The sequence below is a fragment of the Leeuwenhoekiella aequorea genome (genome assembly GCF_004104375.1).
Taxonomy (GTDB): Bacteria; Bacteroidota; Bacteroidia; order Flavobacteriales; family Flavobacteriaceae; genus Leeuwenhoekiella; species Leeuwenhoekiella aequorea.
The window spans coordinates 220,297-232,469 of the sequence record NZ_QOVM01000001.1 but is presented as its reverse complement, the minus strand read 5'-3'; the positions used below and the strand labels follow the sequence as shown (position 1 = coordinate 232,469).

Annotated in this window: 14 protein-coding genes; 12 read left to right on the top strand and 2 right to left on the bottom strand. The window is 36.7% G+C overall.

Annotated features, from left to right (window positions below):
• Nucleotides 1-53: 53 nt before the first annotated feature.
• Both DSM00_RS01010 and DSM00_RS01005 read right to left on the bottom strand, forming a co-directional pair.
• A complete protein-coding gene (locus DSM00_RS01010; protein ID WP_128756161.1) occupies nucleotides 54-791 on the bottom strand; it encodes a ThuA domain-containing protein in 738 nt (245 codons plus the stop codon).
• The gene (locus DSM00_RS01005; RefSeq protein WP_128756160.1) at nucleotides 788-1,684 is read right to left on the bottom strand and encodes a helix-turn-helix domain-containing protein; all 897 of its coding nucleotides are present in this window, start codon (nucleotides 1,682-1,684) and stop codon (nucleotides 788-790) included. Before DSM00_RS01005 ends, DSM00_RS01010 begins: the two co-directional genes overlap by 4 nt.
• A gap of 191 nt (nucleotides 1,685-1,875) precedes the next feature.
• Between DSM00_RS01005 and hemA the strand changes: the two genes are divergently transcribed.
• From hemA to DSM00_RS00945, 12 genes are all read left to right on the top strand, one after another.
• Complete coding sequence (hemA, locus tag DSM00_RS01000) at nucleotides 1,876-3,141, top strand: glutamyl-tRNA reductase (protein ID WP_128756159.1); 1,266 nt, start codon at nucleotides 1,876-1,878, stop codon at nucleotides 3,139-3,141.
• A gap of 3 nt (nucleotides 3,142-3,144) precedes the next feature.
• On the top strand, nucleotides 3,145-4,062 hold the full coding sequence (gene hemC / locus DSM00_RS00995; RefSeq protein WP_128756158.1) for a hydroxymethylbilane synthase: 918 nt from the start codon (nucleotides 3,145-3,147) through the stop codon (nucleotides 4,060-4,062).
• 13 nt (nucleotides 4,063-4,075) lie between these two features.
• A complete protein-coding gene (locus tag DSM00_RS00990; protein ID WP_128756157.1) occupies nucleotides 4,076-4,807 on the top strand; it encodes a uroporphyrinogen-III synthase in 732 nt (243 codons plus the stop codon).
• Between the two features lie 21 nt (nucleotides 4,808-4,828).
• Nucleotides 4,829-5,860 (top strand): uroporphyrinogen decarboxylase, encoded by a 1,032-nt coding sequence (gene hemE, locus DSM00_RS00985; protein ID WP_128756156.1) that lies wholly within the window; start codon nucleotides 4,829-4,831, stop codon nucleotides 5,858-5,860.
• Nucleotides 5,857-6,348 (top strand): DUF6973 domain-containing protein, encoded by a 492-nt coding sequence (locus tag DSM00_RS00980; RefSeq protein ID WP_128756155.1) that lies wholly within the window; start codon nucleotides 5,857-5,859, stop codon nucleotides 6,346-6,348. The genes hemE and DSM00_RS00980 overlap by 4 nt, the downstream gene beginning before the upstream one ends.
• The gene (locus tag DSM00_RS00975; protein ID WP_128756154.1) at nucleotides 6,345-7,085 is read left to right on the top strand and encodes an EI24 domain-containing protein; all 741 of its coding nucleotides are present in this window, start codon (nucleotides 6,345-6,347) and stop codon (nucleotides 7,083-7,085) included. Before DSM00_RS00980 ends, DSM00_RS00975 begins: the two co-directional genes overlap by 4 nt.
• A complete protein-coding gene (locus tag DSM00_RS00970) occupies nucleotides 7,082-7,612 on the top strand; it encodes a GNAT family N-acetyltransferase (protein WP_128756153.1) in 531 nt (176 codons plus the stop codon). Before DSM00_RS00975 ends, DSM00_RS00970 begins: the two co-directional genes overlap by 4 nt.
• A gap of 17 nt (nucleotides 7,613-7,629) precedes the next feature.
• Nucleotides 7,630-8,532, top strand: a complete 903-nt coding sequence (gene hemF / locus DSM00_RS00965; protein WP_128756152.1) for an oxygen-dependent coproporphyrinogen oxidase — start codon at nucleotides 7,630-7,632, stop codon at nucleotides 8,530-8,532.
• Nucleotides 8,533-8,561: 29 nt separating this feature from the next.
• Entirely contained in the window at nucleotides 8,562-9,551 is a 990-nt protein-coding gene (gene hemB / locus DSM00_RS00960; RefSeq protein WP_128756151.1) for a porphobilinogen synthase, read from the top strand.
• 143 nt (nucleotides 9,552-9,694) lie between these two features.
• The gene (locus DSM00_RS00955) at nucleotides 9,695-10,861 is read left to right on the top strand and encodes a CNNM domain-containing protein (RefSeq protein WP_128756150.1); all 1,167 of its coding nucleotides are present in this window, start codon (nucleotides 9,695-9,697) and stop codon (nucleotides 10,859-10,861) included.
• A complete protein-coding gene (locus DSM00_RS00950; RefSeq protein ID WP_128756149.1) occupies nucleotides 10,861-11,340 on the top strand; it encodes a methylated-DNA--[protein]-cysteine S-methyltransferase in 480 nt (159 codons plus the stop codon). The genes DSM00_RS00955 and DSM00_RS00950 overlap by 1 nt, the downstream gene beginning before the upstream one ends.
• A gap of 91 nt (nucleotides 11,341-11,431) precedes the next feature.
• Nucleotides 11,432-12,145 carry a 3'-5' exonuclease gene (locus DSM00_RS00945; protein WP_128756148.1) on the top strand — a complete coding sequence of 238 codons (714 nt, stop codon included), beginning with the start codon at nucleotides 11,432-11,434 and terminating at the stop codon, nucleotides 12,143-12,145.
• The last annotated feature ends 28 nt before the right edge of the window (nucleotides 12,146-12,173 follow it).

The window sequence follows — 12,173 nt, the reverse complement described above, 5'->3', positions numbered from 1 at the left end:
ACTTTTTAAAACCGAAAAGCTATAAGGGTTGTTAGGTGGTGTATTGATGTTTTCTATTGGTTAGAATAACTAATTAGCCATTTCATTACATCTTCAAGATGTTGCCTAAATAGAGGCTCTGTATACGATTCATCAGTATGGCCACCACCCGTATAATACATTTCACCATCACCTACTTTATGAAACCAGGCGTGAGGGTGATACACTCCATTTTTACCACCTTCATAGGAAGACTCGTCAAGCGTGAGTGTAACATGCACATTTGGATTTAGGTTTTTAAAACTGTACCACTCATCTATACGCTCAAAAGATTTAGGAAATGCTTTCACCGTCTTGTGATTATCTATTTTATCAATACGCGCTTTTTGAGTTTTAGGATGGCTTACAAAATAGCCCCCTATAAATTCCCCATACCAGGGCCAGTCATATTCGGTATCAGAAGCAGCGTGAATACCAAAGAATTTTCCACCGGTTTCCATATAATTCTGAAAAGCTACCTGCTCCTCATCTCCTAAAATATCGCCCGTAGTATTTAAAAATACGATGAGATCATATTTTTTCAAATTCACTGAATTAAAGATTAATGAATCTTCAGAGTGTTTTACCGCCCAGTGATATTCTGAAGCTATTTCTTTTAAGGCAGTAACCCCGGTTTCTATTGAAGCATGTCTATACCCATTTGTCTTGGTAAAGACGAGAATATTTTTTTTTGGAAGATAAGTGCTCTTCTTGGTGGTACCGCAACTCAGCATTAAGAATAGTACACAAACTACAGCTATTATTTTTTTCATGAATTCGAACTTAAAGATTGGATGTATTTTTTAGGCGTCGTGCCGTATTGTTTTTTAAAAGCTGCGATAAAGTGACTTGCAGTACTATACCCTATTTTTAGGCCTACTTCGTTTACATTGTGCGATCCAGAAGCTAGTAATTGCCTGGCTACTTCCATTTTATAATCAAACAGAAAACTGTATACAGAATCCCCATAAATCTGCTTAAACCCTTCTTTTAATTTGTTTAAACTTAAATTAATTTCATCGGCTAACTCAGACAAGGATGGTGGTTCTGCCATACGCGCAATAATAATATCTTTAGCTTTTTTAATTTTTGCCACATTATCTTCATCAACAAGAAAGGGACATTGCTCTGTATCTGCTTCAGAAGGACGATTAAAATAAAGGCTTAATAATTCATAAGCCTTCCCTTTAAAATAAAGCGCTTTTACCGAAGGATGCAAGTTGTAATTCATCAGCTGGTTTAATACAATTGCCATCGAGGGTGAGACGTTTCCATCCTTATAATATTTACGCCCTCTGTTCTCATCACTTAAAAACGTAATAAAATCTGCTTCACGAGAAAAAAGAGAATGAAATTTCTTAATTGAAATAAATACCGATATCACCCAGCTATCAGGTGTGATTTCTAAATTAATGGGCAAGTCACGCTGTGGATTGTAAAGTAATAAGGAATGTTCCTCACCTAAAGGAAGTTTATAACTACCCTCATTAAATTGAAAGACGGAAGCTCCTTTTGCACAAAAATGAAATTGAATGTAGCTACTATCTACTTCCCTGCTTATTAGCTGATTTTCAGAAGTATCATTATTAAACTTCAAGATAAAGAAACCTGTTTCGATAGTTGTTTCACTATATAAACCTGTAGCGATATTTTTAAATGATTCCATATGGATGAATAGCCGTATTATTTAAATCTATTCTAAATAGAAAATTAATTTCCTAAACTGAATAGATCACTAAATTAGGGCATTTTGGCCATAATTTAAATTTTATGACTTATTTATTCGGGTATCGTTAAAAATCATGCGTTAAGCGTTATTTTTTAAATAATCTGCGAAATACTTTTGCACCCGATATTATGAATACAAACGGCAAACGACATTTTTATCCGGCTTATCCCGGTGATTTTTTCGCCATAGGCTTAAGCTATTTAAAAGCAGATGCCGAAACGCGTGGTCATTTTAGTGTAGATACTAACGTACAAGAACGTATTTTAGAACGTGCTCGCGAAGAAGGTATAGAAGGATTGAGCATTATCTCGACTTGTAACCGCACCGAATTATATGGTTTTGCACAGGAACCTTTAGACCTAGTAAAACTTTTATGTGAGCATACCCACGGCACCATTCAGGAGTTTGAGAAAGTTTCTTACTCGTATAAAAATGAAGAAGCTGTAGATCATCTTTTTAAAGTAGGCACCGGTTTAGACAGTCAGATTTTAGGTGATTTTGAGATTATAAGTCAGTTAAAAAATGGTTTTCGCAGAGCAAAGAAGTTAAAGCTCGTTAATCCGTTTATGGAGCGACTTGTAAATTCTGTCATTCAAGCCAGCAAACGCATTAAAAACGAAACAAATATTTCTAGCGGTGCTACTTCTGTAAGTTTTGCTTCGGTACAATATATACTTGCACGTGTACCGTTTATATCTGAGAAAAACATTTTGCTTTTCGGAACCGGAAAAATAGGTAGAAATACGTGTGAAAATCTGGTTAAGCATACAAAGAATGATCACATTACCCTTATAAACCGAACAAAAGATAAGGCTGAAAAGATCGCAGGAAAATTTAATCTTATTGTTAAAGATTATGCAGACATCCAATCTGAAATTGCAGCTGCAGATGTTCTTATAGTTGCTACCGGCGCTCAAAAACCTACAATATCTAAAGAGTTACTTTACATTAAAAAACCGCTTCTTATTCTCGATTTAAGCATCCCAAAAAATGTGAATGAGAATGTGCAGGAGATCGATGGGGTAACGCTTATACATCTTGATCAACTTTCTCAAATAACAAATGACACCTTAAACCGTCGTAAAAAACAATTGCCTCAAGCAGTTGCCATTAATAAAGAAATTCAAGATGAGTTTTACGAGTGGTTGACAACACGGCAGTTTGCTCCCACTATAAAAGCGCTTAAGATGAAACTTGCGACTATGAAAGATGGTGAGATCGATAATCAACGTCGCAAAATTGCTAATTTTAACGAGGAGCAAGCAGAAATCATAAGCGAACGCATTATTCAAAAAATCACGACTCAGTTTGCAAAGCACTTAAAAACCGAAGATATTTCTAGTACAGAAAGTCTGGAGCTCATACAAAAAGTGTTCAAACTTCAAAATCAATAAGTTTTGACAAAAACCATACGCATAGGTACCCGCGACAGCGAATTAGCGCTTTGGCAGGCACATACAGTCCAACGTAAACTCGAGGCTTTAGGATATGATACAGAATTAATTTCTGTAAAATCTACAGGAGATCTTATTCTAGACAAACCTTTGTATGAGTTAGGCATCACCGGTATTTTTACAAAAACACTTGATGTGGCGATGATTAATGGCACTGTTGATATTGCTGTGCACTCCATGAAAGATGTACCTACTAAGTTGCCTCAAGGAATTATACAAGCTGCCGTATTAGAACGCGCAGCTAGCGAAGATATATTTGTTTTTAGAGACGGAAAAAACGCTGATGACTTTAACGCTAAAACTACTATTGCAACAGGTAGTTTACGTCGCAAAGCACAGTGGCTTAACCGATACCCCTATCACCAGGTTGTTGACTTACGTGGTAATGTAAATACTCGTTTACAAAAGGTGGCAGATAATGACTGGACCGGTGCAATTTTTGCAAAAGCCGGCTTAGAACGTATAAATCTTAAACCGGAAAATCATATTGTTTTAGACTGGATGATTCCAGCGCCTGCTCAAGGTGCAATGGTAATTGCCGCAATGCAAAATGATACGTATTCCAGAGAAGCTTGTGCACAATTAAACCACGCAGATTCTGCCTTAGCCACATATGTAGAACGCGAATTTCTTAGCACATTAGAAGGAGGTTGTACTGCGCCCATAGGTGCTTATGCAGAAATTAAAGAAAATCGTATTTATTTTAAAGGAGTTCTTTTTAGTTTAGACGGATCTGAAAAAATGGAAATTGAAGAATCTGTTCCGGTTTCTGAATGTCGAAATTTTGGTACGTTGTGCGCTTTGAAAATTTTAGAAGGTGGCGGTAGAGCTCTAATGGAAGCCATAAAAAAAGAGTTGTAATTCCTTCACTTTGATGAAATCTATCCTCTCTACAAAACGATTAACCCCTTCTCAAAAGAATTTAATTTTGGGAGCTGGTTTTTCCGTAGTTGAATATGATGCCATAGACATTGAGTTTGCAGATTTTAAACTTCCACAGAGATTGGAGCATTTAATTTTTACAAGCAAAAATGCAGTCAAAGCTTTTTTAAATAAAATACGAGAGACTAAGGCAGTTAATAATTCAATACGTAATACTGAAAGGCTTCTCTCCGCACCAGATAATTCGGAAGTTGAGAATTATAAGTGTTTCTGTATAGGCCCAAAAACTGAAACGTTACTCGTAAACAATGGTTTTAAGGTTATTAAATCTGCTTTAAACGCTAAGGAATTAGCTTATTTCATCACTCAAAAATATAATAAAGAGCATTTCAGTTTTTTTTGTGGGGCGAGTAGAAGAGTAGAATTACCACAAATTTTAAAAGAGTATTCGGTAAGCTTTGAAGAGATTATAGTGTATAATACGCTTCTAAAATCAATGAGTTTTAAACAACAATTTGACGCGCTTCTTTTTTTTAGTCCGAGTGGTATACAAAGTTTTATCGCTAACAACCAATTAAAAAATACGCTGGCGGTTTGCATAGGTTCAACTACTGCAGCCGAGGCACAAAAACATACTGTAAATTTTACCATAGCAAATGATACTACTATAGAAAGTGTTATTGCTCGAGCGGTAAAAGCACTTAACAAACAAACACTCGACTAAGCTCGAGCTTATTTACAAATTATGATTAAGAACGACTTATTTTTAAGAGCTTTAAAAGGAGAAACTGTTGATCGCCCGCCGGTATGGATGATGCGCCAGGCGGGAAGATATTTACCCGAATTTCAAGAAATAAGGGCTAAATACGACTTCTTTACCCGTTGCCAGACTCCAGAACTTGCTAGTGAAATTACAGTGCAGCCTATACGCCGCTATGGTATGGATGCAGCAATCTTATTTAGTGATATTCTTGTCATTCCTCAAGCGATGAATATTCATGTAGAGATGAAACCAGGTGTAGGCCCGTGGTTACCAGATCCTATACGTTCTCAAAAAGATATTGAGCGAGTTATAGTACCAGATATCAATGACACTCTGGGCTATGTAATGGATGCTATAAAAATGACTAAAGAAAAACTAAATGACGAAATTCCGTTAATAGGTTTTGCCGGCAGTCCATGGACGATTTTATGTTATTGTGTTCAAGGACAGGGTTCTAAAAACTTTGATATTGCAAAGGAGTTTTGTTTTACACAACCTCTTGCAGCACACGAACTTCTTCAGAAAATTACCGATACCACAATTCTCTATTTAAAAGAAAAAGTGAAAGCAGGAGTTAATGCGGTACAGGTTTTTGATAGTTGGGGTGGTATGTTATCTCCCGTAGATTATCAAGAATTTAGCTGGCAGTATATTCAACAAATTATAGATGCTTTAAAAGAGGAGATTCCTGTAATCGCGTTTGGTAAAGGTTGCTGGTTTGCACTTGGCGAAATGGCTAAAAGTGGTGCATCGGCACTAGGAATTGATTGGACTTGCAGCGCACGCAATGCACGTTACCTTACCGGCGGAAATATAACTTTACAAGGTAATTTTGACCCTACACGCTTGTTTTCGCCTCCGAGCGAGATAAAAAGAATGGTTACTGAGATGATCGATGCATTTGGGAAAGACAAATATATTGTGAATCTGGGTCACGGTATTTTACCCAATATTCCTTTAGAAAATGCAGGTGCATTTATTGAGGCAGTAAAAGAATACAAAGCAGAACGATGAAAATCTGGGCGCGCTTAAAGACATTTAATTTACTTCAGCTTTTTAAGCTCGCCCAACTCTTTATCACAAAACCACACTATATTAAGCTTACATTACAAGCCTCTAAAAAGGCAGTTGTGCTAGCTAATAAGCACTACGGAAATACCCATCAATACAATAACAGAGCCAACGCATTTAGACACGCATTGTGGGTAGTTCTGTTAGGGCAATTTGTTTATCAAAAAAATGAGGATATTACTATAGCTAAGAACTGGGCTTTAAAAGTAACTACCGCTCATGAAGATATAGCTGTAAATAAGCCTCTAGAGCGCACAATGGATTTGCACAATAATAAGGTAGGCATCTTATTGCTGGCAGAATTGATTAATAAAAAAGAAGACGAAATTGTACTTTTATTAAAGAAGAAAGCACAAGAAGCACAGCAAATATGTGAGCCGGAAGAGGTGGTAAATTTGGATAATCAGCTTGTATACATTTCTGAAGAATGATAAAATCTATAGTTAAAGGACTTGCGGCTTACACAGATTCTATAAGTTTAATTCATAAATTAAACCTCTGGAAATACTTTGCAATCCCTATGGTAATAAGCTTAGTTACAGCTCTATTAATAGGGATTACGGCATGGGGACTTTCTGATACTATAGGTGGTTTTATATCTGGTTTATGGGTCTGGAGTTGGGGAGCAGAAACTATGGCGACCATTAGCAACATAATAGGAGCTTTAGTAATCATAGCCTTGGGACTTATTCTCTACAAACATTTAATAATGGCATTCTCGGCTCCTTTTATGAGCCCTGTGTCTGAGAAAATAGAAGCCTATTTACAGCCCGGAATTCATCAACATCGAGATACTTCAAATGCAAGCCAACTTATACGCGGTATACGTATAAACCTGCGTAATCTGGGTTGGGAATTACTTATGACACTGCCCTTATTGCTATTGGGCTTAATTCCTGTTGTAGGCATCATTGCGACTTTGCTGCTATTTTTAATACAAGCCTATTACGCAGGTTTTGGTAATATGGATTATACGCTAGAACGGCATTTGCGCTACCGCGAAAGTGTTTCCTTTGTGAAACAAAATCGAGGTTATGCGATAGGCAACGGTATTGTATTTATGCTTTTTCTTTTGATTCCGATCGTCGGAATACTTCTGGTTTTGCCCATCTCGGTTACAGCGGCAAGCAAAACAACGCTCACCCTTTTAGATCAAAAAAACCAATGACTGAAGAATCTCAATTTGAAATTGCATTATTAAATGCAGAAGATGCTAAAGCGCTACACCTTCTTTTAAAGGAAGATAATGACGCCTTTAAAGAATATTTCCCGATTACTTTAAGTAAGAATACTTCGCTTTCTGCTACTAAAAAATATATTGCGCTTAAAGAAAAGGAAGCAGCAAATAAAACTGATTTTACCTTTGCTATACATACAATTATACACCCAGAGATAGCTGGATTGGTCATCTTAAAAGATCTTGATTTTGAAAATAATGAAGTAGAATTAGCGTATTGTTTAAGTCCGCGGTTTCAAGGAAGAGGATGGATAACACAAGCGGTATCTCAAATTGTAGATTTTGCTTTTTTAAACCACCAGATTTCAATCTTTAAAATCATCACCCATAAAACAAATACAAAGAGTATAGCAGTCGCAGAACACAGCGGCTTTGTATGGCACAGCACTCTTGAAAAAGAATTTAAACCAGAAGGTAAAGAAGCTCAGGATATGGAGCTTTACATTTTAAAAAAATAAGCATAAGTCATTACCCCATGAGAGAACAATTTGTTAACTACATAAAGAATTTACAAGACACAATTACTTCAAAGCTAGAAGCAATAGATGGTTCTGCAAAGTTTAAAGAAGATAACTGGGTTCGCAAAGAAGGCGGTGGTGGCCGTACGCGTGTGCTTGAGAATGGCGCTGTAATAGAAAAAGGTGGGGTTAATATTTCTGAAGTCTATGGACCTCTTGCTCCTGCTATGCAGAAGTATTTTAATGTAGGCGATTGTGATTTTTTTGCGTGTGGATTAAGTCTGGTTATTCATCCTAAAAACCCCTACGCTCCTACTGTTCATGCAAACTGGCGTTATTTTGAGATGTATGAGAAAGATGGTACGTTGGTAGATTCGTGGTTTGGAGGCGGACAAGACTTAACTCCCTACTATTTGTTTGAAGAAGATGCAATCCATTTTCATCAAACATGTAAAACCGCTTGTAATGCTCACGACTTAGAGTTTTATCCACATTACAAAACGCGCTGCGATGAGTATTTTTATAATTACCACCGTGGAGAAGCTCGAGGGATAGGCGGTTTGTTTTTTGATTACCTAAAAGCAACTCCAGAGCGATCTATGCAAGATTGGTACAATTTTGTCACTCAAATAGGAGATAGTTTTCTTGATGCGTACGCACCTATTTTAGAAAAAAGAAAAGCGTTGCCATATGGCGAAAAGCAGCGTGACTGGCAAGAAGTACGTCGCGGTCGTTATGTAGAATTTAATTTAGTGCACGACAAAGGAACCTTGTTTGGTTTAAAAACAAATGGCCGAATAGAAAGCATACTAATGAGTCTTCCTCCTAACGTTCAATGGCGCTATGATCATCATCCAGAGCCTGGATCTGAAGAAGCAAAACTCGTTGATGTATTAGAAAACCCTAGAGACTGGGTATAAATTGTAGAATTAAATTAAAACATAAATATATGTTTCCATTAAGAAGAAATCGCAGATTACGCACAAGTGAAGCAATGCGCTCTTTAGTGCGTGAAACCATTGTCTCTCCTAACGACTTTATTGTTCCACTATTTGTAGTTGAAGGAAGAGGCGTTAAAGATGAAATCGCGTCAATGCCCGGTTACTATCGCTTAAGCTTAGATAATTTACAGAAGGAAGCAAAAGAGCTGTGGAAATTAGGTTTAAAAAGTGTCTTGCTATTTGTAAAAGTAGCAGACGCGTTAAAAGATAACAAAGGTACCGAAGCTTTAAATGCAGACGGTCTTATGCAACGCGCTATTAAAGCTGTCAAAGAAGCAGTGCCTCAAATGATTGTAATGACCGATGTGGCATTAGACCCATTCTCTTCTTTTGGCCATGACGGAATTGTAGGTGGAGGAAAAATCGTTAATGATGATACCACCGCAATACTTGCTGAGATGGCGCTTTCTCACGCAAATGCTGGTGCAGATATGGTTGCTCCTAGTGATATGATGGATGGACGTATTTTTGAAATGCGCACACTGCTCGAAGATGAAGGACATCACGACGTGGGCATTATGAGTTACTCGGCAAAATATGCTTCTGCCTTTTACGGGCCGTTTCGCGATGCGCTAGATAGTGCTCCTGTTGATTTAAAAGATGTTCCAAAAGATAAAAAAACATATCAGATGGATTATGCAAATCGCGATGAAGCCATAAAAGAAACCCTTATGGATATTGAAGAAGGGGCTGATATCGTGATGGTAAAACCCGGCCTTTGCTATCTAGATATAGTACGTGATATAAAAAACACAGTTAATGTACCTCTAGCCGTATATCAAGTAAGTGGGGAGTATGCAATGATTAAAGCAGCTTCAGAGCGCGGTTGGCTTGATCATGATGCTGTAGTTCTTGAACAAACGTATGCGATTAAACGCGCAGGTGCAGATTTAATAGCTAGTTATTTTGCAAAAGATGTGGTTAAGTTAATTTCGTAATCACACACCTCAGTGTATAATAAAAAGAGGCTCATTGAGCCTCTTTTTTTGTTGTAACCACTTGAAGTTTAACCTAAGCTTTTCTTAACCTGTTTGCAAGCTATTTTGATTGTGGTATCTTTATCACAAATCAAACACAACCAATGGCTTTACTCATCGCATTTGCCCTAATTTCAATATTTTTCTCTTTTCTCTGTTCTATTTTAGAAGCAGTTTTGTTAAGTATAACTCCCAGCTTTATTCGTATAAAAACTAAAGAGGGGCATCGATATGCACAAACACTTGCAAACTTTAAGAAAGACATCGATAAGCCACTAATTGCGATTCTTACGCTTAATACAATTGCACATACCGTAGGTGCTATTTTAGTAGGAGATCAAGCCGGAAAAATGGCTTTAGATTCGGGATGGGACTTTTCTTTTCTGGGTCTTAATTTTGTTGCTATCGTGTCAACAATAATGACTTTGTTGATTCTTATACTTTCAGAAATAATCCCTAAAACTATTGGAGCGACTTACTGGAAATCACTAGGGAACTTTACAGCAAAAACACTCACCTTAATAATAATCTTCTTAAAATATACCGGTGTTTTATGGCTGCTTACACAAGTCACTAAACTCGTTGGGAAATCTGCTCATGTGAGCACGATGAGTAGAGAAGAATTTATGGCTCTTACCGACGCCGCAGAAAAAGAAGGTGTTTTTGAAGACAATGAAACAACAGTTATTAAAAATCTACTTGTTTTTAAATCTGTGATGGCCAAAGATGTTATGACTCCTTTTCCTGTGGTTATCACTGAAGATGAAACTAAAACCTTAAAACAATTTCAAAAAGAGCATCCTCATCTCAAGTTTTCCAGAATACCGGTATACAGTGAAAAATCACATAATATTACCGGCTTTATTTTGAAGGATGACGTGCTGGAAGAAATAGTAGATGAACACGGAGAGAAGCTACTTTCTGATATTAAACGCGATATTCTAATTGTAGATGCAGATCAACCCATACCTCAGCTTTTTGACACTTTTGTCACCAGCAGAGGACATATAGCGCTCGTTACAGATCACTTTGGAAATACGATAGGTGTTGTTACTATGGAAGATATCATAGAGACCCTTTTAGGGCTTGAAATAATGGATGAGAGCGACACTATTGAAGATATGCAGGTGCAAGCACGGAAAAATTGGGAGCGTCGCGCAAAACGTATGGGAATCGTTCTGGATAAAATTCCGGATGAGCCTGAAACTGTCGAATTATCACCACAGCACGACGTGAATGTCAAAAATGAAGATATCGACAAGCCAGAATAATGGTTCAAGCTTTTCTAGAAACACCATTGGGCATTCTGCTTATTCAAGGAGATCAAGACGGTATTTCAGTAATAAAATTTGTTGAGAATCAAAATAAGTCATTAGAAACTGATGAAATTCCTAGTGATTTAAGGGATGCTGTTGATCAAATAAAAAATTATTTTGATGGTACTTTGAACGAGTTTACCATTAAACTCAATCCACAAGGCACAGAATTTCAAAAGAGCGTGTGGAATCAATTGGCAGAAATTCCATTCGGAAAAACCACATCTTACCTACAGATGGCAAAAAATCTGGGAGATACTAAAGTCATACGAGCCGCAGCTTCCGCTAACGGTAAAAATCCTATTTCTATTATAATTCCTTGTCATCGTGTGATTGGGAGCGATAATTCTATGACGGGATATGCTGGTGGAATTTGGAGAAAAAAATGGCTCTTAGCTCACGAAAGTCCGGTTACCCAACACACACTTTTTTAAGTCTTATTTGTAGTTAAACTTTTGATTATAATTCGTTTAAGTTAAATTTAGAATTTTATTGCCTTTCTTAAATCAACTGAAAATCAATCATATGTTGTCTAAACTTAATCTTGAACACATTCTATTTATTGATATTGAAACGGTTCCTCAATTTGAGAATTTTACAGGTCTGGAACCTGAAATTCAAGATTTATATGCAGATAAAACTCAATATCAGCGCAAAGAAGATTATACTGCAGAAGAATTTTATGATCGTGCAGGAATCTGGGCAGAGTTTGGTAAAATAATTTGTATTTCGGTGGGTTATTTTACTATTAAAGAGACCGTTCGTTCGTTTAGAACCACTTCTTTTCAAGGTTCGGAGAAGAACCAATTACTTGATTTTAAAAAGTTACTTTCAGAACATTTTAATAAACCTCAGCATGTCTTATGCGCACATAATGGAAAAGAATTTGATTTTCCATTTATCGCGAGACGTATGATAATAAATGGAATAAAACTCCCCTATAAACTGGATTTATTCGGTAAAAAGCCTTGGGAAATACCACATCTGGATACGCTTGAATTGTGGAAATTTGGTGATTATAAACACTTCACATCTTTAAAATTGCTTACCAAAATTTTAAATATACCGTCTCCTAAAACAGATATAGATGGAAGTCAGGTAAGGGATGTTTACTATTTAGAAAAAGATATTACACGCATCGTTGAATATTGTGAGCGGGATGTGGTTGCAGTTGCTCAGATTGTTTTACGCCTTCGTAATGAAGCATTACTTTTAAATGAAGAAGTGGTTAGTGTCTAGAAACTGTCCAAATTTTTAAAATTGTAAA

Coding starts and splice junctions, on each gene's coding strand:
- hemF (WP_128756152.1), top strand. CDS start 7,630: ATGAGAGAACAATTTGTTAACTACATAAAGAATTTACAAGACACAATT.
- DSM00_RS00975 (WP_128756154.1), top strand. CDS start 6,345: ATGATAAAATCTATAGTTAAAGGACTTGCGGCTTACACAGATTCTATA.
- DSM00_RS01005 (WP_128756160.1), bottom strand. CDS start 1,684: ATGGAATCATTTAAAAATATCGCTACAGGTTTATATAGTGAAACAACT.
- DSM00_RS00955 (WP_128756150.1), top strand. CDS start 9,695: ATGGCTTTACTCATCGCATTTGCCCTAATTTCAATATTTTTCTCTTTT.
- DSM00_RS00945 (WP_128756148.1), top strand. CDS start 11,432: ATGTTGTCTAAACTTAATCTTGAACACATTCTATTTATTGATATTGAA.
- DSM00_RS01010 (WP_128756161.1), bottom strand. CDS start 791: ATGAAAAAAATAATAGCTGTAGTTTGTGTACTATTCTTAATGCTGAGT.
- hemE (WP_128756156.1), top strand. CDS start 4,829: ATGATTAAGAACGACTTATTTTTAAGAGCTTTAAAAGGAGAAACTGTT.
- DSM00_RS00970 (WP_128756153.1), top strand. CDS start 7,082: ATGACTGAAGAATCTCAATTTGAAATTGCATTATTAAATGCAGAAGAT.
- hemB (WP_128756151.1), top strand. CDS start 8,562: ATGTTTCCATTAAGAAGAAATCGCAGATTACGCACAAGTGAAGCAATG.
- DSM00_RS00950 (WP_128756149.1), top strand. CDS start 10,861: ATGGTTCAAGCTTTTCTAGAAACACCATTGGGCATTCTGCTTATTCAA.
- DSM00_RS00990 (WP_128756157.1), top strand. CDS start 4,076: ATGAAATCTATCCTCTCTACAAAACGATTAACCCCTTCTCAAAAGAAT.
- DSM00_RS00980 (WP_128756155.1), top strand. CDS start 5,857: ATGAAAATCTGGGCGCGCTTAAAGACATTTAATTTACTTCAGCTTTTT.
- hemA (WP_128756159.1), top strand. CDS start 1,876: ATGAATACAAACGGCAAACGACATTTTTATCCGGCTTATCCCGGTGAT.